Origin of the sequence: Longispora albida DSM 44784, assembly GCF_000379825.1 — a bacterium.
Lineage (GTDB): Bacteria > Actinomycetota > Actinomycetes > Mycobacteriales > Micromonosporaceae > Longispora > Longispora albida.
In genome coordinates this window covers 625,247-650,308 of record NZ_KB903825.1, presented here as the reverse complement: position 1 = coordinate 650,308, position 25,062 = coordinate 625,247, and the positions used below count along the sequence as shown (strand labels likewise).

25 protein-coding genes are annotated in these 25,062 nt (G+C 70.4%); 13 read left to right on the top strand and 12 right to left on the bottom strand.

Annotated features, from left to right (window positions below; all coding sequences use genetic code 11):
• Both A3G1_RS35280 and A3G1_RS0116805 read right to left on the bottom strand, forming a co-directional pair.
• Positions 1-480, bottom strand: a complete 480-nt coding sequence (locus A3G1_RS35280; RefSeq protein ID WP_018350643.1) for an HPP family protein — start codon at positions 478-480, stop codon at positions 1-3.
• Entirely contained in the window at positions 480-1,355 is an 876-nt protein-coding gene (locus A3G1_RS0116805; protein WP_018350642.1) for an alpha/beta fold hydrolase, read from the bottom strand. Before A3G1_RS0116805 ends, A3G1_RS35280 begins: the two co-directional genes overlap by 1 nt.
• A 101-nt stretch (positions 1,356-1,456) precedes the next feature.
• Between A3G1_RS0116805 and A3G1_RS0116800 the strand changes: the two genes are divergently transcribed.
• Positions 1,457-1,951 carry a CGNR zinc finger domain-containing protein gene (locus tag A3G1_RS0116800; RefSeq protein ID WP_018350641.1) on the top strand — a complete coding sequence of 165 codons (495 nt, stop codon included), beginning with the start codon at positions 1,457-1,459 and terminating at the stop codon, positions 1,949-1,951.
• 347 nt (positions 1,952-2,298) lie between these two features.
• Here the strand turns inward: A3G1_RS0116800 and A3G1_RS0116795 are convergent, their stop codons facing one another.
• The 7 genes from A3G1_RS0116795 to A3G1_RS35275 form a co-directional block, all read right to left on the bottom strand.
• A complete protein-coding gene (locus tag A3G1_RS0116795; RefSeq protein ID WP_018350640.1) occupies positions 2,299-2,484 on the bottom strand; it encodes a hypothetical protein in 186 nt (61 codons plus the stop codon).
• Between the two features lie 153 nt (positions 2,485-2,637).
• On the bottom strand, positions 2,638-3,111 hold the full coding sequence (locus A3G1_RS38655) for an STAS domain-containing protein (protein WP_018350639.1): 474 nt from the start codon (positions 3,109-3,111) through the stop codon (positions 2,638-2,640).
• A gap of 34 nt (positions 3,112-3,145) precedes the next feature.
• A complete protein-coding gene (locus tag A3G1_RS0116785) occupies positions 3,146-4,438 on the bottom strand; it encodes an ArsB/NhaD family transporter (RefSeq protein ID WP_018350638.1) in 1,293 nt (430 codons plus the stop codon).
• Positions 4,435-4,887 (bottom strand): CBS domain-containing protein, encoded by a 453-nt coding sequence (locus A3G1_RS0116780; protein ID WP_018350637.1) that lies wholly within the window; start codon positions 4,885-4,887, stop codon positions 4,435-4,437. The genes A3G1_RS0116785 and A3G1_RS0116780 overlap by 4 nt, the downstream gene beginning before the upstream one ends.
• 504 nt (positions 4,888-5,391) lie before the next feature.
• Positions 5,392-5,790, bottom strand: coding sequence for a DUF4395 domain-containing protein (locus A3G1_RS0116775; protein ID WP_026212210.1), 399 nt, complete (start codon positions 5,788-5,790; stop codon positions 5,392-5,394).
• 43 nt (positions 5,791-5,833) lie between these two features.
• The gene (locus A3G1_RS0116770) at positions 5,834-6,238 is read right to left on the bottom strand and encodes a TlpA family protein disulfide reductase (protein ID WP_018350635.1); all 405 of its coding nucleotides are present in this window, start codon (positions 6,236-6,238) and stop codon (positions 5,834-5,836) included.
• Positions 6,239-6,248: 10 nt separating this feature from the next.
• Positions 6,249-7,463: a C39 family peptidase gene (locus A3G1_RS35275; protein WP_018350634.1), complete on the bottom strand. Its 1,215-nt coding sequence runs from the start codon at positions 7,461-7,463 to the stop codon at positions 6,249-6,251.
• Positions 7,464-7,746: 283 nt separating this feature from the next.
• Here A3G1_RS35275 and A3G1_RS0116760 point away from each other — a divergent pair, with 283 nt between their 5' ends.
• The 8 genes from A3G1_RS0116760 to A3G1_RS0116725 all read left to right on the top strand — a co-directional run bounded on the left by A3G1_RS0116760 (position 7,747) and on the right by A3G1_RS0116725 (position 16,651).
• Positions 7,747-8,115, top strand: coding sequence for an NfeD family protein (locus A3G1_RS0116760; RefSeq protein ID WP_051110573.1), 369 nt, complete (start codon positions 7,747-7,749; stop codon positions 8,113-8,115).
• Positions 8,115-9,122 (top strand): SPFH domain-containing protein, encoded by a 1,008-nt coding sequence (locus tag A3G1_RS0116755; protein ID WP_018350632.1) that lies wholly within the window; start codon positions 8,115-8,117, stop codon positions 9,120-9,122. The genes A3G1_RS0116760 and A3G1_RS0116755 overlap by 1 nt, the downstream gene beginning before the upstream one ends.
• A gap of 131 nt (positions 9,123-9,253) precedes the next feature.
• The gene (locus A3G1_RS0116750; protein ID WP_425411392.1) at positions 9,254-10,069 is read left to right on the top strand and encodes a TrmH family RNA methyltransferase; all 816 of its coding nucleotides are present in this window, start codon (positions 9,254-9,256) and stop codon (positions 10,067-10,069) included.
• A gap of 1 nt (position 10,070) precedes the next feature.
• Entirely contained in the window at positions 10,071-11,705 is a 1,635-nt protein-coding gene (locus A3G1_RS0116745) for a PucR family transcriptional regulator (RefSeq protein WP_018350630.1), read from the top strand.
• A gap of 400 nt (positions 11,706-12,105) precedes the next feature.
• On the top strand, positions 12,106-13,089 hold the full coding sequence (locus A3G1_RS0116740) for a MurR/RpiR family transcriptional regulator (protein WP_018350629.1): 984 nt from the start codon (positions 12,106-12,108) through the stop codon (positions 13,087-13,089).
• A 314-nt stretch (positions 13,090-13,403) separates the two neighbouring features.
• Positions 13,404-14,840: an N-acetylglucosamine/diacetylchitobiose ABC transporter substrate-binding protein gene (gene ngcE, locus A3G1_RS0116735; protein WP_018350628.1), complete on the top strand. Its 1,437-nt coding sequence runs from the start codon at positions 13,404-13,406 to the stop codon at positions 14,838-14,840.
• Between the two features lie 16 nt (positions 14,841-14,856).
• Positions 14,857-15,768, top strand: a complete 912-nt coding sequence (locus A3G1_RS0116730) for a carbohydrate ABC transporter permease (RefSeq protein WP_018350627.1) — start codon at positions 14,857-14,859, stop codon at positions 15,766-15,768.
• Position 15,769: 1 nt separating this feature from the next.
• On the top strand, positions 15,770-16,651 hold the full coding sequence (locus A3G1_RS0116725) for a carbohydrate ABC transporter permease (RefSeq protein WP_018350626.1): 882 nt from the start codon (positions 15,770-15,772) through the stop codon (positions 16,649-16,651).
• A gap of 63 nt (positions 16,652-16,714) precedes the next feature.
• Here the strand turns inward: A3G1_RS0116725 and A3G1_RS0116720 are convergent, their stop codons facing one another.
• Entirely contained in the window at positions 16,715-17,182 is a 468-nt protein-coding gene (locus tag A3G1_RS0116720; RefSeq protein ID WP_018350625.1) for an NUDIX domain-containing protein, read from the bottom strand.
• A gap of 73 nt (positions 17,183-17,255) precedes the next feature.
• Between A3G1_RS0116720 and A3G1_RS35270 the strand changes: the two genes are divergently transcribed.
• Positions 17,256-18,962, top strand: coding sequence for a bifunctional 3'-5' exonuclease/DNA polymerase (locus tag A3G1_RS35270; protein WP_018350624.1), 1,707 nt, complete (start codon positions 17,256-17,258; stop codon positions 18,960-18,962).
• A gap of 175 nt (positions 18,963-19,137) precedes the next feature.
• Here the strand turns inward: A3G1_RS35270 and A3G1_RS35265 are convergent, their stop codons facing one another.
• Positions 19,138-20,403 carry a COG1470 family protein gene (locus A3G1_RS35265; RefSeq protein ID WP_157641180.1) on the bottom strand — a complete coding sequence of 422 codons (1,266 nt, stop codon included), beginning with the start codon at positions 20,401-20,403 and terminating at the stop codon, positions 19,138-19,140.
• Between the two features lie 169 nt (positions 20,404-20,572).
• Here A3G1_RS35265 and A3G1_RS0116705 point away from each other — a divergent pair, with 169 nt between their 5' ends.
• A complete protein-coding gene (locus A3G1_RS0116705) occupies positions 20,573-21,196 on the top strand; it encodes a response regulator transcription factor (protein WP_026212207.1) in 624 nt (207 codons plus the stop codon).
• A 191-nt stretch (positions 21,197-21,387) separates the two neighbouring features.
• On the opposite strand, the gene A3G1_RS0116700 is transcribed toward A3G1_RS0116705, so the two are convergent.
• Positions 21,388-22,200, bottom strand: coding sequence for a hypothetical protein (locus A3G1_RS0116700; RefSeq protein ID WP_018350621.1), 813 nt, complete (start codon positions 22,198-22,200; stop codon positions 21,388-21,390).
• A gap of 277 nt (positions 22,201-22,477) precedes the next feature.
• Here A3G1_RS0116700 and A3G1_RS0116695 point away from each other — a divergent pair, with 277 nt between their 5' ends.
• Together A3G1_RS0116695 and A3G1_RS0116690 are read left to right on the top strand one after the other, a co-directional pair.
• Positions 22,478-23,104, top strand: coding sequence for a Pvc16 family protein (locus A3G1_RS0116695; protein ID WP_018350620.1), 627 nt, complete (start codon positions 22,478-22,480; stop codon positions 23,102-23,104).
• Positions 23,104-25,059 (top strand): ATP-binding protein, encoded by a 1,956-nt coding sequence (locus tag A3G1_RS0116690; protein ID WP_018350619.1) that lies wholly within the window; start codon positions 23,104-23,106, stop codon positions 25,057-25,059. The genes A3G1_RS0116695 and A3G1_RS0116690 overlap by 1 nt, the downstream gene beginning before the upstream one ends.
• The last annotated feature ends 3 nt before the right edge of the window (positions 25,060-25,062 follow it).

Genomic DNA, 25,062 nt, shown 5'->3' with positions numbered 1-25,062 from the left:
CTACCACCAGTAGGCCGGGTACCGGTGCCCGGGCAGCAGCCGCCCGATCAGGAACCCGCCGCCGATGATGACCAGGCTGGCCGGGAGCACCGACGACACCAGGTACTCCGGCGCCGGCCCGGTCAGTGCGATCAGCGCCGCCGTGGCACCCGCCGGCGGATGCGGAGCCCGCAGCCACATCATCGGTACCACCGAGAGCCCGGCGGCCAGCGCGGCGGCCCAGACCGACGGCCCGGCCACCGCGACGACCGCGAGGGCCAGCACCGTGGCCGTCAGGTGCCCGAGCAGGATGCTCCGGGGCTGCGCGAACGGCGCGCTGGGCGCCGTCGCGACGATCCCGGCCGTGGCCGCGAAGGGCAGTGCGAACAACGCGAGCCCGGTGAGCTGGGCGATCCCGGCGAGCAGGAGCAGCCCGGCCAGCGCGGCCGCAGCGGTCAGCAGCAGGGGACCGGCCTTCGGCCGGGGCGGTGGCGTGGCCATCACTCGCCCTCCGCCGCTGGCAGGTGCCTGCCGAGGAAGCCGAGGATCAGAGCGGCGATCCGCTCGCCCTGGCTGTTGAGCGCGAAGTGCCCGGCGTCGAGCAGGTGGATCTCCGCATCGGGCAGGTCGCGGGCGAAGGCCTCCGCTCCGGGTGCTCCGAAGATCTCGTCGTTCCGGCCCCACACCGCGAGCAGCGGGGGCTGGTGCTCCCGGAAGTACTGCTGGAATGCCGGGTAACCGTCCAGGTTGAACCGGTAGTCCTGGAACAGCAGCAGCTGGATCTCCTGGTTGCCCGGCCGGTCGAGGAACGACTGGTCGAGCTGCCAGGTGTCCGGGCTGATCAGGCTGGTGTCCGGCTCGCCGTGCGTGTACTGCCACCTCGTCGCGTCCACAGTGAGCAGCTCCCGGACGGCCGGCTCGGTGTCCGGCCCCGGCTTCGTCGCGTACTCGAACAGCGGCTTCCAGAAGTCCGTGAAGCCCTCCATGTACGCGTTGCCGCTCTGGCTGACGATCGCGGTGACCCGCTCCGGGTGGCGGCTGGCGATCCGGAAGCCGATCGGCGCGCCGTAGTCCTGCACGTACACGGCGAACTTCCCGAGGCCGAGCTGGTCGAGCAGGCCCAGCGTGATCTCGGTGAGCCGGTCGAAGGTGTAGCTGAACTCGCCCGGCGAGGGCATCGCCGAGTGGCCGAAGCCGATGTGGTCGGGGGCGATCACGTGGTACTCGCCGGCCAGCCGCTCGATCAGGTCACGGAACATCACCGAGCTGCTCGGGAAGCCGTGCAGGAGCACGATCGCCGGCCGGGCGGGGTCGCCGGCCTCCCGGTAGAACACGTCGAGGCCGTCCACCTGGGCTGTCTGGTACTTCGTCGTCATGGCTGGCGCCTTTCTAACCGTTCTCACTCGCTTGACTGGTTAGAAACGTACGCCGTGATCATCTAACCCGTCAACGAGATGTGACCGGTTAAACTCGTGGCATGGACAGGCCCCTGATCGGCGAACCGCTGCCCCTCGACCTGGTGAACACGGAGTGGTACCACGCCGGCGTGTACCACGACCTGCTCGAACAGCCCGGCGACGCCGCGGGGTGGATCGGCGGCTACGCCCTCGGCGACGGTGGCATCGCCCCCCTGCGCCAGACCCGGGCCGCGCTCCGCTCGGCGCTGGCAGGCGACCCCGCCCCGCTCAACGACGTCCTGTCCCACGGCCGCATCGCCCCGTACCTGACCACGGAGGGCCCGGAGGAGCGCGTCGTCATCGACGAGCCGGAGTGGGAGCTGCCGTGGCGGGCGGCGGTGTCCTATCTGGACCTGGTGAAGGAGTACGGCGACCGCATCCGGCCCTGCACGAACCCGGACTGCATCCTGTGGTTCGTGGACATCTCCCGGAACAGGGGACGCCGCTGGTGCTCGATGGCCGGATGCGGCAACCGGGCCAAGGCACGCAGCTTCTACGCGCGGAAGACCAGCTGACCAGACGTACCAGGCGGGGCCGCCCCCGTCTCGCGCGACCCCCGCTGGCCTCACGTCAGGAGATCCACACCTGGTCGCTGCGGACCTCCTCGTCCGGGTCCGCACCGGACCCGCCGAGAAGACACAGGACCCGCAGCCAGGCGCAGGAAGTCCAGACACCCGGCAACACAGAAGACAGCGATACAGGCGCACGTCGGCCGGGTCCTTCCCGCAGCGGGGGACAACACCGCCGACCAGGCTTCCCGGCACACCTTCGCTCAGGCTGCCCCCGGACTCCCCCGTGAATGCGGTCGGCGCTCGGGGAACCAGCCCCGCTGAGCCGGGGCGGGCATGGGGCCTGTCGCGGTTCAGGCCACGGCTACCAGACCGGCCCGTCCGGCGGTACGGCGAGGTTCCGGGATGCCGGCGTCCGGGTCATGCTGCTCGGGGCCGCCGAGGGCGCCGGTCAGGTGTTCGTGCAGCACGAATCCGCCGCGCAGGCCAGTGGTGACCAGGGTGCGGTAGACCTGCGGCTGGGTCTGCACGAGACGCACGGGGCGGTCCTGGGCATGGGCGGTCCGGACAGCACCATGATCGTGGCGCCGGGCATCCGGATCGCCCGGACACGCAGGCTGTGTGACACCGTCAGACTCCCCAGCCAGGTAAACCGCCAGACACCGATCCGCCGATCGGCCCCTTTCCGCAGGTCACAGCTGCGTGACGGCTGCGTGGCCCTCGTCGCCGGGCTCGTGCCCCGATGCCCGGTTGGCTGGTCCGGGAGGTTCGATCGAGGGCAGCACGCTGCCTCCCAGGGGCTGGCTGGGTTCGCCGGTCTCGTGCCCGGCGAGGGCGTCGGTGAAGTGCTCGTGCACGCAGAACGCCTCCTCCAGCCCGGCGGTGCGCAGCCGGCGCAGGACGTGGGGCTGTAGCCGGACTAGGTGCACCGTCCGGTCGTGGGCGCGGGCGACGCGGGCGGCGTGTGCGATGGCGCCGAGGCCGGCGAGGTCCGTGTCGTAGACCTCGCCGAGGTCGAGGATCAGCCTCCCCACCAGGGGTGCTGCGACCGCGTCGAGTTCGGTGACCAGCTTCGCGGCGGTGGTGTGGTCGAGTTTGCCGGAGGCCACCAGGATGGTGGCGCCGGACATGCGGACGATCCGGATGCGCAACTGCCGAAACAGCATGACGGTTTCCCCCGTGGATCGGCGGATGGTGCTTCTAGGCCAGGACGAAGTACCGCAGCCACAGATAGGGGGTGGCCAGCAACAGGGTGATGACGGTGACGATGAGCCCTGAGCGGGTGAATTCCCAGAAGCCGATCCGCCGGCCGGCCTTCTCCGCCAGGCCCAGCGCGACGACGTTGGCGGACGCGCCGATCGCGGTGGCGTTACCGCCCAGGTCCGCGCCCAGGGCCAGTGCCCACCACAGCACCTGCCCGCCCGTGCCGGGGGTGGCCGCGAGGGTCGCGACGATGGGGGCCATCGTGGCGACGTATGGGATGTTGTCCACGATCGCGGACAGCCCGGCCGAGCCCCACAGCAGCACCATCGTCGCCGGCAACGGCCTGCCCTCCACTGCCCCTGCCGCGGCTTCTGACACCTGGCCGATCACGCCGGTGGAGACCAGGCCGCCGACCATCACGAACAGGCCGGCGAAGAATGCGAGGGTCGGCCACTCGACATCCCGGACCACATCACCCGCGTCCAGGCGTGACGCGCCGAGGAGCAGCAGGCCGCCGACGATCGCGACGACCGCGGGTTCCAGGTGCAGGACGCTGTGCAGGCTGAACGCGGCCAGTACCGCCGTCAGGACAACGCCGGAGACGATGAGCAGGCGCCGGTCGCGGATCGTCCCGCGTTCCTTCAGCTTCATCACCTGCGCCGCCCGATCAGGGTCGTAGCGCAGCTTGCGGCCGAACAGCCACCAGCACACGGCGACGAACACCCCGAGGAGCACGATCACGAACGGGGCCAGGTGCACGAGGAAGTCGTTGAACGACAACCCGGCACGCGAGGCGATGATGATGTTCGGCGGGTCCCCGATCAGCGTGGCCGTCCCGCCGATGTTCGACGCCATCACCTCAGCGATCAGGAACGGCGCGACCGGCACCGCCAGCCGGTCACAGACCAGGAACGTGACGGGTGCGATCAGAAGAATCGTCGTCACGTTGTCGAGTGCGGCTGAGGCGACGGCGGTGACGAGGACCAGGATCACCATCACCCGGAACGGCCGGCCCTTCGCTTTCTTCGCCGCCCAGATCGCCAGGTACTCGAACACTCCGGTGCGTTTGACGACCGCGACGATGAGCATCATCCCCAGCAGCAGGAAGATCACATCCCAGGCGATGCCCGTCTCCGGCGAGAAGAACGCCTTCTCACCGTTGGTCACCCCCAGCGCCAGCATCACCGCCGCACCACCCAGGGCCGCGGCGAGGCGGTGCACCCACTCCGTCATGATCAGCACGTAGGAAGCGGCGAATATCGCCACCGCCAGCCAGCCAGCGGCCGTCACGGCCCGTCACCCAGCAGCCTGTCGAGAAGCCCGTCGAGTGTCACCGCGCCGGCGAGCACCCCGGCGTCGTCGACCACCGCGACGAGGGGGCTGCGGGACCGGGCCATGAGCGCCGCGACCTCCAGCACCGTGGCGTCGCCATCCACGACAGGGAGTTCTTTCGGCTGCTCGGGCAGGCACTCGGCCACCGTCCGGTCGCCCAGTTCGGCGAGGAACACATCCGCGTGCTCCTCATCAACCGCACGGGCGAGGGCCGGATCGTCCTGGATGTAGGACGGTACCGCCAGCCGCAGCACCTGTGTGCCCGGAAGGATCGTGCTCGGCCGCAGCTGCTCGTCGACCACGATCAAGCCCGGCAGGTTCTGCCCTGCCAGAAGACGCGCGGCCTCCACCGCAGGGGTGGAACGTTCCACCACCGGGTACACCCGCATGAGATCACTGGCGTGCATCGCACACACCTCCGGTCAGCCACCCCGCACGCCCCAAATGGCGATACGGGAGCCGACCAGACTTCCCGGCACACCCAGGCCCAGACCCTACCCGCCGTCAAGGAAACGTCAAGACACCTCAGACGGCGTGGCTCCCACCAGGGAAAGCTGGCAAGGCCCGTCTCGTGCATCTCCCGGGAAACGCGGCGGCGAGCCTGCAAAGGTTCTGCTGACCCACTACTTCCACACGGCGACGACGATGGCCGACTTCATCGCCACCAACCAGCACGCGCTGGCCAGGCCGCGATCCTGCTCAACGGGCCCGGGGCGCGTACGTCTGCGTCGGGAGGCACGACGAGGCCGTCGATACCCCGCAAGGGCGCATCAGCGTGAGCCAGGACCTCACCGGCCATCGCGAGCCGGCCGTCGCCCACGCCAACATCTGCTTCAGCTCCAGGAACGGAGCAGCTACGACAAGGCTCAGCGGTACAACGACCTGGGGATGTCCGCTTACAGGACCGCTCACTAGCCGCGCGCCCGCCGGTACAGGAGAAAGACCTCGCAGCCCAGGCACAGCCCGAAAGCCGCGTTGAGGAACGCCGCGACGAGAGCGAACGCCGCGGCGACCATGCCCGCCACCGGCAGGTCCAGGAGGTAACCAGCGGCGGCGACCAGGGCGAAGAACAGGCCGACGGCCTGCGCGAAGCGGACGGGCGCCGCGTCCTCCATCTCGGACGGCGGGCCGAGGCGCGGCCGCACGAAAGCCTTGAAGAACATGGCGTACGGTGACTGGCCGGCCGTGCCGAGCGCGAAGACGGCCGCCTGGGCCAGCGCCAGCCAGCCGGAGCCGGTGACCAGGATCAGGACGAAGACGACAGTGGTGACCGCTGCGGCGAACCGGGGGCCACGGGGATCGATCTGCATGAGCACGCCCTAGCGCGGGGGGTTGCGGTGCGTGGCCAAGAGCCTACAGGAGCGCGGACACCGCGGCCATGAGCTGAGCGCGGGTGGGCTGGCCGCTGGCCCGGCGTACGATCCGCCCCGAGCGGTCGACGATCAGGACGGTCGGCGTGCGGAGGATGTTCAGCTCGCGGACAGTGTCCAGATTGCTCTCCGCGTCGACCTCGATGTGCGTGAGGCCGTCGAGGCGGCCGGCCACGTCCGAGCACAGCGCGCGCGTCGCCCGGCAGGGCGTGCAGAACGCCGAGGAGAACTGGAGCAGCGTGACCTGGCCCGGCTCCACGCCCAGATGGGCCAGGTCCGGCCCGTCGCCGCGGGTCTCGCGCATCCGTCCGTTACCCCTCTGCCAGGCCAGCCCGGCGAGCACCGCCGCCAGCAGGGCTGCCGCCGCGATCCACGCTCCCGGGTTCACCCGTCCATCCTTACCAGTTGGCCTCGGCCGGGGGAGGGGGCAAAGGGACAGAACGGTTGTGGATCACATAGACGATGCCGCCGCTCGCCCCCAGCCACGCCAGCTCGAACTGGTCGCGGCGGTAGACCCGGCGGACCTCGCCCGGCGTCGGCGCCGCCGGGTCGTGGCACACCACGTCGCCGGTCTCGGTGAAGCCGGCCACGACGACGATGTGGCCCTGCGTCGTGTACCCGGCCCCGTCCAGCTCGCCCTCGATCACGCGGATCGACGCGACGAGCGGGATGCCCGCCGCGATGAACGCCTCGGCCTCCGTCAGGTCACGCAGCCGGGTGACGAAGGCGTTGAGCCCGTACTGGGACGCGTAGGCAGTGTTGAACGACCAGTTGCCGGCCCCGCCGTACGAGTAGTCGAAACAGTGCCGGACGGCGTGGTGGATGTGCCTGTTCTCGTAGTGCGGCTCGACCCACGCGTACTCGTCGGAGTACGGCCCGTCCGTCCAGTAGTGCATGACCATGCTGGTCGACGTCGGCGAGCACCACGAGTTGCCCCCGCCGTCCCAGTGCGGGTACTGCCCGGCGTGGATCTGCTGCGAGTACTGGGGAAGCTCCAGGGTGCGCACCACGCCGGCGTGCCGGCTCGGCTCGCCGGGAGTGGGCAGCGCCGACACGACCGCGCCCAGGTACGTGAGGGTGGGGAAGAGCTCGGTGCCGGCCGGGCGGAGCATCGTCACGCGCAGCCGGTAACTCAGGCCGCGGTTGCCGTCGGCGGCCAGCCAGGCGTCGGTGGAGATCCGGCCGGTGGCCTCGCGCTGGCCCGGTACCGACGTGGGGTGCACAGTGGAGTCGTCGCCGGCCCAGCGCGCCAGGGTCAGCCAGCTCGACGCGCCGGCCGTGCCGTGCACCTGCACCGCGATCTCGACCCACGTACCCTCCGGCGTCTTCACCTGCCACGACGCGATCAGGTCCGTGAAGGCGAACGGCACGGTGACGGGCTCGGTCGTCCAGTGGGCGTACTCGAAGTCCTGCGCCGCGGCGTGCGAGACGAACGGGTCCGTGTAGGACACCGCCCCGGCCGGGCTGGCGAGAACGACGGCGCCACGCGTGTACCCGGTGCCGGCGTGCTCACCGGGGCGGAGTGCTTCACCTTCCCAGCTGCGGTACGCGATCCGCCGCTGGGCGCGCTGCCGGGCGGCGGCAGGGCTGTCGGGGTGGGTGACGTGCAACATTCTTCTCCCTGAGTTCCGATGGGCACCCTAACAATTTCTGGGCGTGTTGCGGTCACACCCTCCGCCGAGTCGCGGGCTTTCGGGGTGCGCGGCAGGGTGTGGGACCCCTGACGTCGCTATGACGGCATGAGGGGTCCCACGATTCATGTGGAACCGGTCACCCGGCGTGGCCCGGCCGGGACGGGTCGCAGCGGATCGTGAAACCTGTCACCATCGAGGCGTGGAAGCCGCTGTGGTGTGGATCGTGCTCGGGATCGCGCTCGCGGTCGCCGAGGTGTTCACCATGACCTTCGTGCTGCTGATGTTCGGGTTCGGCGCGCTGCTGGCCGCCGGCGCGGCGGCGCTCGGCGCTCCCGAGTGGGCGCAGCTTCTCGTGTTCGGCGCTGGCTCGGGGCTGTCACTGATGCTGCTGAGGCCGGTGCTGCGCCGTCACCGGCTCGCCAGGTCCGGCTCGATCCCGGTCGGGATCGAGGCGATCGAGGGCTCGGAAGCCCTCGTTCTGGAGACGGTGGACGGCCGGCGGGGAATGATCAAGATCGGCGGGGAGATCTGGACGGCGCGGGCCTATGACGCCACGCAGATCATCGAGCCGGGCGAACGAGTACAAGTGATGAAGGTCGATGGCGCTACCGCGCTGGTCTGGAGGGACTGATGGATCAACTCATCCTGCTCATCGTGGCGGCCTTCGTGCTGCTGCTCGTCGTGATCCTGATGCGGTCGGTGCGGATCGTGCCGCAGCAGCGGCACGACATCGTGGAACGGCTGGGCAAGTACAACCGGACCCTCACCCCGGGGCTGAACCTGCTGATCCCGGTGATCGAGTCCGTGCGGGCCAAAGTGGACATGCGTGAGCAGGTGGTCAGCTTCCCGCCGCAGCCCGTGATCACCTCGGACAACCTGGTCGTCTCGATCGACACTGTCCTGTACTTCAAGGTGATCGACCCGGGCCGCGCCACCTACGAGATCGCCAGCTTCCTCCAGGCGATCGAGCAGCTGACCGTCACCACCCTGCGGAACGTGATCGGCTCCCTCGACCTGGAGAAGGCCCTCACCAGCCGGGACGAGATCAACCGGCACCTGAGCGTCGTGCTCGACGAGGCCACCGGCCGCTGGGGCATCAAGGTCACCCGGGTCGAGATCAAGGCCATCGAGCCGCCGCCGAGCATCCGCGACTCGATGGAGAAGCAGATGCGCGCCGAGCGGGACCGCCGGGCCGCGATCCTGAACGCCGAGGGCGTCAAGCAGTCCCAGATCCTCACCGCCGAGGGTGACCGGCAGGCCGCCGTCCTGCGGGCCCAGGGTGACCGGGAGTCACGGATGCTGCGGGCCGAGGGTGAGGCCAAGGCCATCCGGACGGTCTTCGAGGCCATCCACGCGGCGAACCCGGACCCGAAGCTGCTGGCCTACCAGTACCTCCAGACCCTGCCGCAGATCGCCAACGGCCAGTCGAACAAGGTCTGGATCGTGCCGGCCGAGCTGACCAAGGCCCTGGGCGGGATCGGCGACGCGCTCGGCAACGCGTTCTCGGGCGACGGCTCCGGCGGCGGCACACCGGCCGTTCCGGTGGTCACCGAGGAACCGGACGCCGAGATCGAAGCGATCAAGGAAGCCGCCGCCGCAGAAGTGAAGGCCATCGAAGAGGCCGATAAGCCCGTGTAGTGCCGACCCGCTGAGCGGAAATCTGAGCTGCTTGTCAGATTTCCGCTCAGCGGGCCACCTTGCCTCAGATCAAGATCAAGGGCGAGATCAAGATCAAAGGCTGGGAGGTGTACCGCCGGCGGACGGTAGCCGTGGCCGGCGACAATGGCGGGGTGCCGAACAGCATCATCACCATCACCGACCCCGACGACCCGCGCCTGGCCGACTACCGGGCGCTGACCGACGTCGCGCTGCGGACGGCGTTCGAGCCGCCGCACGGGCTCTTCGTCGCAGAGGGTGAGCTGGTGTTGCGCCGGGCACTGCGCGCCGGGTACCGGCCGAGGTCCTTCCTCGTCGACGCCAAGCGGGTCGGCCAGCTCCCCGAGACCGACGCCCCGGTCTACGCGGCCGACCAGGCCGTGCTGGAGGCGATCACCGGCTTCCACGTGCACCGTGGCGTGCTGGCGTCCTTCCACCGCAAGGAGCCAGTACCGGCGGCCGAGCTGCTGGAGACGGCCACCCGGGTCGCGATCCTCGAGGACGTCAACAACCACACGAACCTGGGTGCGATCTTCCGGGGCGCGGCGGCGCTCGGCATCGACGCCGTCCTGCTGTCCCCGTCCTGCGCCGACCCGCTGTACCGGCGGTCGGTGCGGGTGAGCATGGGCGAGGTGTTCGCGATCCCGTACGCGACGCTCGACCCGTGGCCCTCGGCGCTGGCCGACGTGCGCAAGGCCGGGTTCACCATCCTCGCGATGACCCCTGCTCCCGAGGCTGTCCCGCTCGCGCAGGCCGCGAAGGGCGAGCGGACCGCGATCCTGCTCGGGGCCGAAGGTCCCGGGCTGTCCCGGCACGCGATCGAGGCCAGCGACGTGCCGGTGAAGATCCCGATGCGCCGCAACGTGGACTCGCTGAACGTGGCGGCGGCGGCCGCCGTCGCCTTCTACGAGCTGGGCCGCGAGGACTGACGTGTTCCCCACCGTCCGGGATGTGCTCGCCCTCGACCCGGTGCGCCACGGCGCGCCCCGGGTGGTCGCGGGTGCCGCCGGGCTGGACCGGCCCGTGCGGTGGGTGCACTCCGCCGAGGTACCGGACATCGCCGGCCTGCTGCGCGGCGGCGAGCTGGTGCTGACGACGGGCATCGGCATGCCTGCCAGCGACGCGGGCCTGCGGACCTTCATCGCGGAGCTGGCCGAGGTCGGCTGCTCCGGGCTGGTGGTGGAGCTGGGGCGGCGGTACACCCTCGCCGTGCCGAAGTCGATGGTGATCGCCGCGGAACGGGCCGGGCTGCCGCTGGTCGAGCTGCACCGGGCCACGCCGTTCGTGCCGATCACCGAGGCCGTGCACGCGCTGATCCTCGACGCGCAGCTCGCCGAGCTGACCGCGACAGAGGAGATCCACCAGCGCTTCACCGAGCTGACCGTCGAGGGCGCCGACCCCGCAGATGTGGTGCGGGAGGTCGCTCAGCTCGCGCACGCTCCCGTCGTACTCGAAAATCTTGCTCGTCAGGTCCTGGCCTACGATCCGGCGAGCGATCGCGCAGAGCTGCTGCTCGCTGGCTGGGAGGCTTTCAGCCGGAGCCTGCGCGGGGAGGGCCGGACGAGTTACGACCCGGCGACAGGCTGGCTGAGCACCACTGTCGGCGCTCGCGGGCATGACTGGGGCCGGCTCCTGATGCGCTACGCAGGCGACGCCCCGCCGCCCTCCCGCCTGATCATCCTGCTCGAACGCGCAGCGTCCACGCTCGCTCTCGACCGGCTGGTGCGCCGTGACGAGGAAGGCCTCGAACACCAGGTCCACCGCACGCTGCTCACCGGCCTGCTCGAACACTCACGGTCAGCTGCCGAGATCGCCCTGCGGGCAAGAGCTCTGGGTGTACCCCTGGAGCGCCGCCGCCTCGTCGGCCTGGTCCTCCGCCGCCGCGAGGACGACCCGGCCGGTGCCGCGAAGCAGGGCGGGCGCAGCCCCGTGGCCGCCCAGCTCCAGCTCCGTGAGCTGACGGACGGGGTGGGCGCGGCGCTGCGCGAGACCCGGCTGCCGGGCCTGTGCGGAGCGCTCGACGAGCACTCGGTCGGCGTGCTGCTGGCCCTGCCCGCCGCCGACCGGGAGCCCGCAGCGCTCGCCGCCTTCGCCGAGGCCGTGCACAAGGGCAGCAGCCAGGCCCTCGTGATCGGTGCCGGCAGCGGGGTCGACGAGATCCGCGAGGCCCGCCGGAGCCTCCTCGAAGCAGGCCAGGTCGCCCAGGTCGCCAGGCACGCCACCCGCCAGGCCCCGTACTACCAGCTCACCGACGTGGGCCTGCGCGGCCTGCTCCACCTGCTGCGCGGCGACGCCCGCCTCCAGACCTACGTCGAACGCGAGCTCGGGCCACTGCTCACCTCCCGGAGCGGGGCGCAGGGCGAGGAGCTGCTCGGTGCCCTCCGCGCGTACCTGTCCTGCGGGCGGAACAAGTCGGCGGCGGCCGCTGCCCTGCACCTGTCCCGCCCGGCCTTCTACGAGCGGCTGAACCGGATCGGCCGGCTGCTCAATGTGGACCTGGAGTCGGCGGAGGACTGCCTCTCCCTGCACGTCGCGATCCTGGCCCTCGACGCCCTGCGCGACTAGCCTCCCGCCTTTTCCCTGTTCAGGGGCCGTTTTCACAGTGCGTGACGCCTGATTTTCAGGCTCACGCGCCGTGAAAAGAGTTTTTTCGCCCCGGCTGGACGCTCGACGCGGGCGCGAACCGGTGGTTGTTCCGCCCCAGCTTGGGCGGCCCATTCCATCCAGCGAGACGAATCCGGCCGACATCTGGCGCAAGGTACCCCGAAACCGGGCATGGTCAGCCCGTACTTGTGGCGTGGCCCACGTTCGTGTCATATTCTGCGCGCACAGAGCTGTTATCACGCACGAACAGTCAGCGCGACTGGAACTGTTAAGTAACAGTTTGAAAACCTGAACCACGGGCTTGACTTGAAGGTCAGCGCGGTAATAATTTTCGCCACGAGACGGCTGCCGAGAGACAAGGATGATCATCGTGACCGAGCAGGTGTCGAGCTACGCGGCCGAGCTGGCCGTGGGCGAGAACGTGCTGGTCCGCATCCGGGCTCTGCTGCCGGAGCTGACCGGGGCACTCCAGCGGGTCGCCGAGCAGGTGCTCACCGACCCGGCCCGCGCGGCCCGCGCGACCATCGTGGAGCTGGCCGAGCGCAGCGGTACCTCGCCGGCCACCGTGACCCGGTTCTGCCGGGCCCTCGGCTTCGAGGGGTACGCGGAGCTGCGGCTGGCTGTTGCCGCCGAGGCCGGCGCCGCGACCCGGGCGGCCGGCTGGAGCGTGGACATCGGCCGGGAGATCCTGCCTACCGACCCGCTCGACCGGGTGCTCAACCAGATCATCGTCGCCGACGCTCGCGCGATCGAGAGCACGGCGGCCCTGCTCGACCTCGAAGCCGTCGACGCGGCGGCCACGGCCATCGCCGGAGCCAAGCGCGTCGACATCTACGGCATCGGCGGCAGCGCGCTGGTCGGCGCGGAACTCCAGATCTGCCTGCACCGGATCGGCGTGGCCTCCTGGGCGTGGACGGAGGTCCACCTCGGGCTCGCGTCCTCCGCGCTGCTCGGCCCGGGCGACGTCGCGCTGGGCATCTCCCACTCCGGCGGCTCGCGCGAGACGATCGAGATGCTCGCCGAGGCCGGCAGCCACGGCGCGACCACCGTCGCGCTCACCAGCTTCCCCCGCTCGCCGCTCGGCGAGCTGGCCGACATCGTCCTCACGACGGCGGCCACCGAGATCGCCTACCGGCCGGACGCCCTGTCGGCCCGGCACTCCCAGCTCGTCGTGCTCGACCTGGTCTACGTGGCCGTCGCGCAGCGTACCCACGACCGCAGCCACGCGGCCTTCCGCCGCACGGCCCACGCCGTCGCCGGGCACCGGGACGAGCAGCCGGGCATGCCGGGTACGGTCCCGGGCCGCCGGCGCAAGGCCGTCCCCACCGTCGGGGGCGAGTCATGAGCACCACCACCGGGAACACCAGAGTTCAGCAGGCGGCGACGGCCATCGCCGACCAGCTGACAGCGCCGCGTCGCGGGGTAACTCGCCGTCCGGCACTTAGAGGGCCGGGCTCCCCGGAGCGAAGGCATCTCACAGGCGCGCCTCACGGCGACGCGGCGCGGCCGCTGGGAGGCGGCGGCGCGCTCCAGGCTGCGGGCTTCGCACCCCCCGTGCTGCCCGCGAACGTCCCCTGCGGGGACCTGCACACCACTGCCCTCGAGTCGCGGTACGCCGGCACCAGCCGGTGTCCCGCCTGACCCGAACCGAGGAGAAAAATGTCTGACACCCCTGACCTGCCTGGTGAGGTTTCCCGCCGCCAGGTGATCACCCGTGCCGCCGCGATCGGCGCCGCGATCCCGGCCGCTGGCCTGCTCGGCGCCTGCGCCACCGGCAGCAGCAGCGAGAAGAAGGACAACACGAAGGTCGACAACTCCAACGTCGCGAACCCGTTCGGCGTGAAGGACGACGCGGCCCTCAACGTGGTGATCTTCCCCGGTGGCTACAGCGACAAGTACGCCACCGAAGTACACGAGAAGATGTACAAGGAGAAGTTCCCGAAGGCCACCGTCAAGCACGAGGGCATCCAGGACATCGACCCGGTCATCGGCCCGCGTTTCCAGAGCGGTGACGTGCCGGACTTCCTGAACAACTCGGGCGAGAAGGCCGTCAACATGGGCAAGCTCGTCGGCGACAAGCAGCTGTCGCTGCTCGACAAGCTGTGGGCGGCCCCGTCGCTGGACACCCCGGGCAAGACCGTCAGGGACACCCTGATCCCGGGCACGATCGAGTCGGGCTCCTTCAACGGTGAGTCGCTCCAGCTGAACTACGTGTTCACTGTGTACGGCCTGTGGTTCAACGCCAACCAGTTCAAGGAGAAGGGCTGGGACGGCGCGCCGAAGGACTTCGACGCGTTCACCGCGCTCTGCGAGAAGATCAAGGCCGCCGGCGTCACGCCGTTCGGCTACGCGGGCGCCAACGCCGCGTACTACATGTTCGAGGTCATCATGACCAGCGCCGCCAAGATCGGTGGCGCGGGCGTGCTGAAGGCGCTCGACAACCTCGAGGACGGCGCGTGGAAGCACGAGGCTGTGCTCCAGGCCGCCGAGTACTGGGCCATGATCGGCTCGAAGTACTCGGACAAGGCGTTCGAGGGCCTCAAGCACACCGAGGTCCAGCTCAAGCAGAACCAGGGTTCCCTGGCGATCTACCCGTCCGGCTCCTGGCTCGAGAGTGAGCAGAAGAAGGACACGCCGGCCACGTTCGAGTACGCGATGATGAACGTGCCGACCGGCAAGACCACCAAGCTCCCGGTGACCTCGGTGCACGCGACGGCCAGCGAGCCGTACGTCATCCCGGCCAAGGCCAAGAACCTGGCCGGCGCCCTGGAGTACGCCCGGATCATGCTGTCGAAGAAGGGTGCCGCCGAGTTCACCAAGCTCACCGGCTCCCTGACCTCGGTGGCCGGTGCCGCAGACGCCGTCAAGGTCACCCCGGGCACCGAGTCGGCCAAGAAGGCGCTGAGCGGCGCTGGCAAGGACGTCTTCACGTTCTACTGGGCCGACGACTACAAGGACGGCCTCGGCCTTCCGGCCCGTTCGGCCACGAACGACCTGTTCTTCGGCCGGATCGACGCCAAGAAGTACGTCGAGGTCCTCCAGGCCGCGGCGGACAAGGTCAAGAAGGACCCGTCCGTCACCAAGATCAAGCGCTAACCGGAACGGGACGACCATGCGGCATGGTAAGTATCGATTCGTAGCGGGCTTCCTGGCACTGCCCGTCCTCCTGTACGTGTTCTACGTGTGGGTGCCCTTCGGCTACTCGTTCTACTTCTCGTTGACGCGGTACCGGGGAACGGACGTGCCTCCGGTGTTCGTCGGCCTGGACAACTTCACGACGTTGTTCACCGACACTCCGGAGTTCTGGAAGGCGCTGACCCACAACGGGGTCATCCTGCTCATCATGCCGCTGGTCACCATCGTGATCGCCCTGATCTTCGCCTTCTTCCTGAACGTCGGGGGGAAGGCGAAGGGCGGGGTCACCTCGGGGGTACGGGGGTCGAAGTTCTACCGCCTGGTGTTCTTCTTCCCCCAGCTCCTCGCCCTGCCCATCGTGGCGGTGCTGTTCCAGTCGATCTACCGGCCCGACGACTCGGGCCTGATCAACGGCGCGCTGAACAAGCTCGGCCTGCCGAAGATCGGCTTCCTGATCGACACGAACATCGCACTGCTGTCGATCATCGCCGTGATGGTCTGGCAGGCGGTCGGCTTCTACGTCGTGCTGTTCTCCGCCGGGATGAGCTCCATCCCCAAGGAGATCTACGAGGCCGCCGACCTCGACGGCGCCAGCCGCTGGACGATGTTCTACAAGGTCACCCTGCCGCTGCTCTGGGACAACATCCAGGTCGGCTGGGTCTACCTCGGCATCGCGGCCTTCGACGTCTTCGCCCTGGTCGACGTGCTCAGCGTCAACCGCGGCGGCCCGAGCTTCTCCACGACCGTGCTGTCGATGGAGGTCGTGAACAAGATCGGGGCAGGCAACTACGGCATGGCCTCCGCAATGGGCGTGATGCTGTTCTTCTGCACGCTCACCTTCGCGGCGATCTCGCTGCGAGTCACCAAGCGCGAGAGCATCGAGTACTGACATGGCGAAGAAGAGAAGCTCGACCGAATCCTTCATGACCCTCGGCCACATCGCGCTGGCCGGCTGGGCGCTGGTCGTGATCGTCCCTCTGCTGTGGACGTTCGCGTCGTCGTTCAAGACGAACTCCGAGATCTTCGGCGACGCGTGGACGCTGCCGGGCGCGCTGCGCTGGGAGAACTGGGCCTACGCCTGGGAGCACGCCCGGATCGGCAAGCTGATGCTCAACAGCGTGGTCGTGGTGGCGTTCAGCACCTTCGGGACGATGCTGCTCGGCTCGATGGCCGCGTACGTCATCGCCAGGTACAAGTTCCCCGGCAACCGGTTCTTCTACTACTTCTTCATCTCCGGCCTGGCCTTCCCGGTCGTGCTCGGCCTGCCCTCACTGTTCCTGATCGTCCGCAACCTCGGCCAGACGCCGGGGATCGGCGACTTCCTCGGCCTCGGCACGACCCCGGGCCTGGTCCTGGTCTACATCGCCTACTCGCTGCCGTTCACGGTCTTCTTCCTGACCGCGTTCTTCAAGACGCTGCCGCACTCGGTGGCCGAGGCCGCGATGATCGACGGGGCCTCGCACACCCGGCTGTTCTTCCGGGTCATGATGCCGATGGCCAAGCCGGGCCTGATCAGCATCACGATCTTCAACGTGATCGGCCAGTGGAACCAGTACCTCCTGCCCCGCGTGCTCATGCAGGGCCGCAGCGGGGTCGAGGACAAGTACGTGCTGACCCAGGGCATCGCGCAGATCTCGACCACGGCCGGCTACGAGGCGCACTGGGGGCCGCTGTTCGCGGCGCTCACCATGTCGATCATCCCCATGATCGTTGTGTACGCCTTCTTCCAGCGCCAGATCCAGTCCGGCCTGACCTCCGGGGCCGTGAAGTAACGCTCTCCCGTCCAGACCGCACGGTCCCGTACTGCCACCACGCGTACGGGGCCGTCGCCTTTCCTACCCGGCCCGGAAGTACTCTGCGGCGACCAGCGTGTGCGGCGGGAACGCGAGCGGCAGCGGCCCGGTGAGGACGGCGTAGCCGCTCACCTCCTCGGTGAGGGCCTTCGGGGCCGCCGGGATCTCGGGGACGATGCCGAACACGATCACGTGCCGGGGGCTGCTGTGCACGGTGTGCAGCCGCACGGCGGCCGGGTCGGTGACGATCGTGGTCTCCTCGCGCAGCTCCCTGGCCACGGACTCCTGCCACGTCTCGCCGTACTCCATGAACCCGCCCGGCAGGCACAGCTCGCCCAGCTGCGGCTCGATCGCCCGCCGGACCGCCAGCAGCCCGCCGCCGGCCACCGGCACGACGGCGATCGCGACGGGCAGCGGATTGCGGTAGGTGACCTCAGGGCAGCCGGAACAGACCCGGGGCCAGGTGTCGCCGGGGAACTCCGTGCCGCAGTGGGTGCAGTACTTGGCCATCGGGCCATGGTGACAGAGAACGGCCGGGCCGGAGTACCCGGAGAGTGTCGTACCGGTGTGGCACAGTCGTGCCGTGCAGCGGATCGCGGTCGTGGAGGAGCCCAAGGGCGGCTACCGGCTGCGTGCTGTCGACGGCGGGGCAGAGGAGCGGCTGAGCGGCCCGGCGGGGTTCGCCAGGCCCGGCGTGCGGTGGGTGTGGGCGGACACCCCGGCGATCTATCCGAAGCTGCTGGCAGCCGGGGTCCGGGTCGACGCCTGCCACGATGTCGCGCTGACCGAGGCGCTGCTGTCCGGGCACGCCGGGCGGTGGGGCGAGCCGAGGGCGTTGCCGGCGGCGTGGGCCCGGCTGACCGGAGCCCCGGTGCCACCCGACCCGCCGTACCGGGAGCGGGACGCCCAGCCGGCCCTGTTCGAGCCGGTGGAGCTGGACGGCGGGCTGCCGGCCGGCGTCGACCCGCTGGACGCGCTGGTGGCGGTGCACGAGGCCCAGCAGGCCAGCATGCCGGACAGGGCCTTCCGGCTGCTGGCCGCGGTCGAGTCGGCCGGGGCGCTGGCGGCGGCGGAGCTGGGGCACGCCGGGCTGCCGTGGCGGGCTGACGTCCACGACGCGCTGCTGGTGGAGCTGCTCGGCGAGCGGGCAGCTCCGGGGCTGCCGCCACGCCGGCTGACGGAGCTGGCTGGCGAGGTCGTCGCGGCCCTGGGCGGGCAGCACTTCCATGTCGACTCGCCAGCCGAGCTGATCAAGGCCTTCGCCCGGGCCGGGATCCGGCTGCCGTCGACCCGGAAGTGGGTGCTGGAGGAGATCGACCATCCGGCTGTCCGGCCGCTCCTGGAGTACAAGGAGCTGTACCGGCTGTATGTCGCGCACGGCTGGTCGTGGCTGGACACGTGGGTGAGCGATGGCCGGTTCCGGCCGGAGTACGTGGCTGGCGGGGTCGTCTCGGGGCGCTGGGCCAGCCGGGGCGGCGCGGCCCTCCAGATCCCGAAGGTCGTCCGGCGGGCCGTGATCGCCGACGAGGGGCACGTGCTGATCTGCGCCGACGCCGGCCAGCTGGAGCCGAGGATCCTGGCGGCGATGGCAGGCGACCGGCGGCTGGCCGAGGCCGCGCGCGACGTCGACCTGTATGCCGGCCTGGCAGCCGAGGCCTTCGGCGGCGACCGCCAGCGCGCGAAGATCGGGATGCTCGCCGCGATGTACGGGCAGACGGGCGGCGAGGCCGCCGCTCCACTCGCGACACTGCGGAAGCGCTTCCCGGTGGCGCTGGAGGTGGTCGAGCAGGCGGCGCGGGCTGGTGAGGAAGGACGGCTCGTCCGGTCCCTGCTGGGGCGCACGTGCCCGGCCCCGTCGGCCACGTGGTGGGGAAAGCTGGCGGGCGGCGCCGAGAGCGGGTTCGCCGCCGAGGCCGGGACGAGCGGGGGCGACGGCCCTGGGCCTATGTGGACGGACAACGACGGTGCGGAAGGCGGCGGCAGCCGGGGGAGAGCCGCGCGAGCCCGTGGCAGGTTCACCCGGAATTTCGTGGTGCAGGCGACGGCTGCGGAGTGGGCACTGGCGATGGTGGCCGGGCTGCGGCGGGAGCTGCGGGAGATCCCGGGCGCTGACCTGGTCTTCTTCCAGCACGACGAGGTGATCGTCCACTGCCCGGCCGAGGTGGCCGAGGCCGCGTCGGCAGCCGTGGAGCGAAGCGCGGAGCAGGCCGGCCGGCTGCTGTTCGGGGAGACGGCGGTGCGCTTCCCGGTGGGAGTCAAAGCCGTGAACTGCTACGGCGACGCGAAGTAGACCACGGGTTTCCCACCCCGACCACAACTGGTCCAACCGCGAAGCGCCGGCAGGCGTCATGTGGGTAACGGCGCCCGGGCACGGGTTTGGGGGCTGTCCCCGGTTCGCTTTGCGCGGAGGCCCCCTGGGGCCGGAGCGCAAAGGGAACCTGCCTAAGGGGACAGCCCCCAAACCCCTATGGTGCAGTGTGGGAGATGCCGGTGAGGAGGACCCAGGTGCGGCAGCTGCCGGAGCTGGTGCCGACCAGTGCGGGGCCGGCGGTCTGGCAGGCGCTGCGGAGGACGACGGTCTTGCCGGCCGGGACCTCGATCGGGGTGCCGAAGTGGTAGTCGAGGTCGCGGAAGTTGGCGGGCGACAGTGTCATGAGCACGGAGCCGTCGACCAGCAGCTCGATCTTCCCGGCGTCGCCCTGCGGGGCCTCGAAGACGAGATCCGTGATGCTCAGTGAGGTCTTCGCACCGAGGGTGAGCGTCGATGTGCCGGTCGCGCCGTTCGTGACGGTCGTTTCCAGGCGGTAGCGGTAGCCGGCGTCGACCGGCTTCGGCGGTACCGACGTGGACGGCGACGGGGCAGGGGTGGGAGTGCCTCCGCCGCCCCCTCCGCCGCTCTTGGCCAGCGCCTCGTCGGCTTTCTTCTCCGCCGCCGCTGCCTGGCCGGCCACCTGGGACAGCGGTTCCTTCACGGATTCCCTGGCTGTCGTCTTCACTGCTGGCTTGAGCAGCAGGTACCAGGCGGCGACGCACGCGATCACGAGCGCGACCAGTGCTGCGAGTGCCCGCATCGCGCCGCGCGAGAACACCGCGGACTGCACGATCGCCGCGTCGAGCGTGATCGGCGGGGTGTCCTCGGTGGACACGATGACGTGGAAGGGGTGGGTGAGGGGTTCCCCGCGCCAGTGCCGTCTGCGCGCGCGGGCGATCACTGTCGCGAAGACGGCCTCGCCCGGCGCGACGGTGAGGATGCCGGGCCGGGGCGTGACGGTGAGCTTGTCGTCCGGGTCGGCGCCGGTCAGGTTCGCGACGATCGGCAGGTTGCCCCGGTTGTCGATCGCGACCTCGTGCCTGGCCCGCCGCCCCTTCGAGGTACGGGGGATGATCTCCGCGGTGAGGTCGGCGTAGGGGAGGACGCGGATCACGCCTTCCGGTGCCACGCCCAGTTCCGGGTGCTCGCCCGGCATGACGCGCACGGCGAACGGCACGTCGCCGGCCGGCACGCGCGCGGAGCGGGGCGGCTGGAAGACGATGAGGACGGTGGTCTCCGAGCCCGGGTACAGGCTGACGACAGGGGGTTCGGTGGTCGTCCAGGGGGCCGCGTCCCCGGCGATCTCGAACCGGTACTCCTCGACGACGGTGCCGTTGTTGCGCAGGGTCAGCTCGCAGGTGACCTGCCCGCCCGGTACGACTTCGAGCACAGTGGATGCCAGAACGGCCTGAGTCGTCATGATCGTGAGAGTAGGAACCGGCCGCGCGTGCGGACACCGCCGCGCGGGAACACCTTCGGGCAGAACGCTTCGCCCGTTGAGCCCACGTTGACTGTGCGCTGACGGGCATCGGTCATGCTCTTTGTGTTGCCTGCCAGGTTCCTCCCGGGACAGGAGACAAGTGATGACGATGAGTAGGGTTCCCGTGTATCTGCACGCCGCCGATCCCATCTCCCACGCCGGGGTGGCCGGTCAGCTCCGGCACCGTTCCGAGATCCAGATCCTCGCCGACGACGAGCTCGAACGGGCAGCCGTCGCGGTGATGGTCGTGGACACTGTGGACGAGGAGGCGCTGCGGCTGCTGCGCAGCCTGCGGTGCGCCGGAGTGCACCAGCTGGTCGTGGTGGCCAGGCAGCTCGCGGACGCCGACCTGGTCGCGCTGGTCGAGGTCGGCGTTGGCGGTCTGATCCGCCGCTCGGAGGCCACGCCGGACCGGCTCGTGTCGGTGATCCTCAGCGCGGCGGCCGGGGAGGGCGTGATCCCGCCCGACCTGCTGGGCCGGCTGCTCTCGCAGGTCGGCCAGGTGCAGCGGCACGTGCTCGGCCCGCGCGGGCTGACCTTCTCCGGGCTCGCCGAGCGGGAGATCCAGGTCCTGAAACTGGTCGCCGACGGGCTGGACACCGCGGAGATCGCGCTGAAGCTGTCGTACTCGCAGCGCACCGTCAAGAACGTCCTGCACGACATCACGAGCCGGCTCCACCTGCGCAACCGCTCCCACGCGGTGGCCTACGCCCTACGCCACGGCCTCATCTGACCGTTTGGACCCGGTGAGGACGAATCTGGACTGCGCATCGGGGCTTCCCACGTACAACACCGGTACGAGGGAAGCTCCGATGCTTGCCAGATCCGCCCTCACCGGGCCACTTCAGGTCAGATCAAGAGCGAAGAGCGAAACCCAAGAGCCCGAAGCGGGAACCGGGAAACCGTGCCGGGAGCGCGGCGGGGTTAGCCGGGTAGGAATACCGTTGTGGTGCTGGCCAGGAGTGGCGCGAAGATGATGAGCCCGGACTGGATTCCGGCGAGGACGCCACGGTCGACGCCGAGAGCCTGCTCCAGCTGGCGGCGGTCCTCGGTACGCGAGGGCAGGTCGGCGGCGGGGGTGTCACCCAGCGGTACGACGGTGCGGCACAACGCCTGTGCTGCCTCGCGGAGGGCGCCAGCCGCAGGGGCGTACGCGCACGCCACGACCACCGACCAGGCCGCACCGAAGATGATCACGACAGCGGATTCCGGCTGTGGATGTATGCCCTGCCGGAGCGCGGCGCCCAGGGCGAGGGTCGCCAGCGCGACGAGCGCTCCGAAGGCGCCGAGCAGGCGGGCCAGCAGGCGGTTCAACGCGAGAATCTGCTCGACCTGCTCGCCTGGAGTGCCGTGCGGTGCCCGCGCCCGTTCGCGGATCGCGCCGAGCCCAGCGCCTACGGGCACCGCCGCGAGCCCCGCGAACATCGTCAGCATCAGTCCAGACAGGTCTCGTTCGCGGACGATGGCCGGATCGGTTTTCTGGCTGAGGGTGAGCACCGCCCCGAGCGCGAGGATGGCGCAACCGATGGCGGCGATCTGCGCGACGAACGCGGCGACCCGGCCAAGGCGGATGGGGCCCAGTCCGGTGATCTCCGGCCACAGCGTGAGCCCGTAGCCGAACACCGCACCACTGGTCGCGGCCAGTGCGATCGCCAGTGACGCCCACACCACCCACGCCTGTGTCCCGCGGTGCGGGGAGGCCAGTACGACGACCAGGCCGAATGCGGCCCCTGCCACAAGGTAGAACGCACGCGCCGGTCGGCTACGCCACCACTCTGCGGCAACCTGCACAGCTGCTCCTTCGAGGTACGGCGGGCCGGCGGACCAGCCCCCAGTAGCGAAGACCCATAGACTAACCCTGATCTTCGCAGGAGAGAGGCCGCTCGGCATGCGGGTTCTGCGTCGAGGCCGGACCCCGGGGCGAGGCCCGGAAGGCGTGCCCCGGGGCTAAGGGGCAGCGCGGGGTGCCCTTCCGGCCCTGTCCAGGCAGGAACAGGGCCGGAAGCATGGAGGCATGATCCACGAGGTCGACGACGCGTTGCGTGCGCTGCTCCGGGAGGAGGCCCTGCGGGGTACGGCCGTGGAGATCGCGCTGGACGCTCCGACCAAGGACTGGGCCGCCCGGCGCAACGCCCCGACCGTCAACATGTACCTGTACGACATCCGCGAGGACATGCGCCGCCGTCAGCGTGGCCTGATCGCGGAGTACGACGCGGAGGGGATGGTCAGCGCGCGGCACATGCCGCCCCGGTACATCAAAATGTCTTATCTGATCACGGCCTGGACGCAGCGGCCGGAGGATGAGCACCGCCTGCTGTCGAGTCTGCTGACGACGTTGCTGCGGTACGACTCGCTGCCGGTGCGGCTGCTGGGTGGTTCGCTGGCCGAGATCGGGTTGCCGGTGCCGCTGACGGCTGTGCTGCCGCCGCCGGAGGACCGGGCTTTCGCCGATGTGTGGACGGCGCTGGGCGGCGAGCTGAAGCCCTCGCTGGATGTCGTGATCAGCGCCCCGGTCGACTCCGGCCGCCGTTACCCGGCCGGCCCGCCGGTCGAGGGCGGCGTCACGCTCGACATGGGCGGTAATGGCAACGGGGAGCGGGTGGCGATGGCCCGGCAGCACCGGACCCGGGAGCAGGGCTGATGCGTTCACTGCTCGAACGGCTGGCCGGCCTGGAGCACCGGGTCCGCCAGGCGATCGCTGACCGGCGGGCCACTGATCCGGCCCCCGACGACCCGTTCCGAGGCTTGTATCTGTCTGACGAGGCGATCGACGCGCTGCTCGACAGCCCCCGGCACCCTTTCGCCGCCGCCGGGCAGGACAGTCATGGGCGGCTCGCGGGGCTCGGCCTGCCGCCGCTCGACACCGAGCTGCTGCTGATCGCGCTCGCGCCGGATGTGGACAGCCGGTTCGAGCAGTTCTACGGCTATCTCAACGACGACGTCACGCGCCGCCGGGCCAGTGTCGGGCTCGCGTTGCGGCTGTGCGGGCTGCCGGAGGCCGAGGCGTACGCGAGGTCCAGGGTGGACGCTCTCGCCGAGTCCGGTCTCCTGATCATCGAGGACGCCGACCGGCCGCTGCTGTCGCGTGCGCTCCGTGCGCCCGACCGGGTCACCGCCCACCTGCTCGGCGACGACCGGCCCGATGCCGCGCTCGCCAGCGTCCTGACCAGCACGCGGCCCGAGCCGCTGCTCGCCGCGCTCCCCGACACCGCCCGCCTCACCCGCGCGCTGCGCAGCGGGGCTGACCTGATCTACCTGCGCGAGCGTCCCGGTGCCAGCGGCGAGGCGCTCGGCATGACGGCGCTCGCCGACGCCGGCTGGCCAGGCCTGGCCGCCGACGCTGGCCGCTACGAGCCCGACCTGGCCAAGGCCCTGCTCCGCGAGGCCGTCCTGGGGTCGGCCGGGCTGGTCTTCGGGCCGGTCGACGCGTGCGACCCGTCGTCACTCCTGGCCGTCTTCGCCGGAAAACCTTTGATTTTGTACGGGACGGCCGGCTGGAATCCACAATGGAGTCACCGCAGCCCCCTGACCCTCGGCGCCGACGGCGTCCCGGCAGGTGTCCGGGCAGCGTTGTGGCGGTCGGCTCTGGAAGGCCAGCCGCTCGAGGCCGGCCTCGACCCGGCAGCCGTGACCGCGCACTTCACCCTCGGCCCGCCCCAGATCCGGCGCGCGGCCAGCGCAGCGGCGCTCGCCGCCAGTGGCGACGACGGCGTCATCGGCGCCGGGCAGCTCCGGCACGGCGCGCGCAGCCAGAACGCGGCAGGCCTCGAACGCCTCGCCCGCCGGATCGAGCCGGGCGTGGGCTGGGACGACCTCGTGCTCCCCAGCCAGATCACCAGCCAGCTCCGCGAGCTGTCGGCCCGCGCGCGGTACCGGGACCTGGTCCTCGACGAGTGGCGGATGCGCCCGGGCGGCGGGCGGGGCCGGGGCGTCACGGCGCTGTTCGCCGGCGACTCCGGTACGGGGAAGACGATGTCGGCGGAGGTGATCGCAGGCTCGCTCGGCCTCGACCTCTACACCGTCAACCTGGCCACCGTCGTCGACAAGTACGTGGGGGAGACCGAGAAGAACCTGGAGCGGATCTTCACCGAGGCCGCCGGGGTGAACGGCGTCCTGCTGTTCGACGAGGCCGACGCGATCTTCGGCAAGCGCAGCGAGGTGCGCGACGCCCACGACCGGTACGCGAACATGGAGTCGGCGTACCTCCTCCAGCGTCTGGAGACCTTCGACGGGCTGGCGATCCTGGCCACCAACCTCCGGGCCAACCTGGACGAGGCGTTCACCCGGCGGATCGACATCGTCGTCGACTTCCCGCTCCCCGACGACGAGCTCCGCCGGTCACTGTGGGACGGCTGCCTGGGCACGCTCCTGCCCCGGGGCACCGATCTCGATCTCGGCTTCGTGGCGGGAGCCTTCGAGCTGGCCGGCGGGCACATCCGCTCGGCGGCGATCACCGCCGGGTACCTCGCGGCGGAGGCCGGGCGGCCGGTGGAGATGGCCGACCTGATCGGGGCGGTCGCGCGGGAGTACAAGAAACTGGGCAGGTTGTGCCTGGAGCGGGAGTTCGGGCACTACATTGCCCTCGTGGGCAGCTAGCGA

Excerpts from the sequence above, each read along its gene's own strand:
- A3G1_RS0116695 (WP_018350620.1), top strand. The coding sequence starts at position 22,478 with ATGATCCACGAGGTCGACGACGCGTTGCGTGCGCTGCTCCGGGAGGAG.
- A3G1_RS0116730 (WP_018350627.1), top strand. The coding sequence starts at position 14,857 with ATGCGGCATGGTAAGTATCGATTCGTAGCGGGCTTCCTGGCACTGCCC.
- A3G1_RS0116720 (WP_018350625.1), bottom strand. The coding sequence starts at position 17,182 with ATGGCCAAGTACTGCACCCACTGCGGCACGGAGTTCCCCGGCGACACC.
- A3G1_RS0116755 (WP_018350632.1), top strand. The coding sequence starts at position 8,115 with ATGGATCAACTCATCCTGCTCATCGTGGCGGCCTTCGTGCTGCTGCTC.
- A3G1_RS0116725 (WP_018350626.1), top strand. The coding sequence starts at position 15,770 with ATGGCGAAGAAGAGAAGCTCGACCGAATCCTTCATGACCCTCGGCCAC.
- A3G1_RS0116760 (WP_051110573.1), top strand. The coding sequence starts at position 7,747 with ATGACCTTCGTGCTGCTGATGTTCGGGTTCGGCGCGCTGCTGGCCGCC.
- A3G1_RS35265 (WP_157641180.1), bottom strand. The coding sequence starts at position 20,403 with ATGACGACTCAGGCCGTTCTGGCATCCACTGTGCTCGAAGTCGTACCG.
- A3G1_RS0116805 (WP_018350642.1), bottom strand. The coding sequence starts at position 1,355 with ATGACGACGAAGTACCAGACAGCCCAGGTGGACGGCCTCGACGTGTTC.
- ngcE (WP_018350628.1), top strand. The coding sequence starts at position 13,404 with ATGTCTGACACCCCTGACCTGCCTGGTGAGGTTTCCCGCCGCCAGGTG.
- A3G1_RS0116705 (WP_026212207.1), top strand. The coding sequence starts at position 20,573 with ATGAGTAGGGTTCCCGTGTATCTGCACGCCGCCGATCCCATCTCCCAC.
- A3G1_RS35275 (WP_018350634.1), bottom strand. The coding sequence starts at position 7,463 with ATGTTGCACGTCACCCACCCCGACAGCCCTGCCGCCGCCCGGCAGCGC.
- A3G1_RS0116690 (WP_018350619.1), top strand. The coding sequence starts at position 23,104 with ATGCGTTCACTGCTCGAACGGCTGGCCGGCCTGGAGCACCGGGTCCGC.
- A3G1_RS0116780 (WP_018350637.1), bottom strand. The coding sequence starts at position 4,887 with ATGCACGCCAGTGATCTCATGCGGGTGTACCCGGTGGTGGAACGTTCC.
- A3G1_RS0116740 (WP_018350629.1), top strand. The coding sequence starts at position 12,106 with ATGATCATCGTGACCGAGCAGGTGTCGAGCTACGCGGCCGAGCTGGCC.
- A3G1_RS35280 (WP_018350643.1), bottom strand. The coding sequence starts at position 480 with ATGGCCACGCCACCGCCCCGGCCGAAGGCCGGTCCCCTGCTGCTGACC.
- A3G1_RS0116775 (WP_026212210.1), bottom strand. The coding sequence starts at position 5,790 with ATGCAGATCGATCCCCGTGGCCCCCGGTTCGCCGCAGCGGTCACCACT.
- A3G1_RS0116800 (WP_018350641.1), top strand. The coding sequence starts at position 1,457 with ATGGACAGGCCCCTGATCGGCGAACCGCTGCCCCTCGACCTGGTGAAC.
- A3G1_RS38655 (WP_018350639.1), bottom strand. The coding sequence starts at position 3,111 with ATGCTGTTTCGGCAGTTGCGCATCCGGATCGTCCGCATGTCCGGCGCC.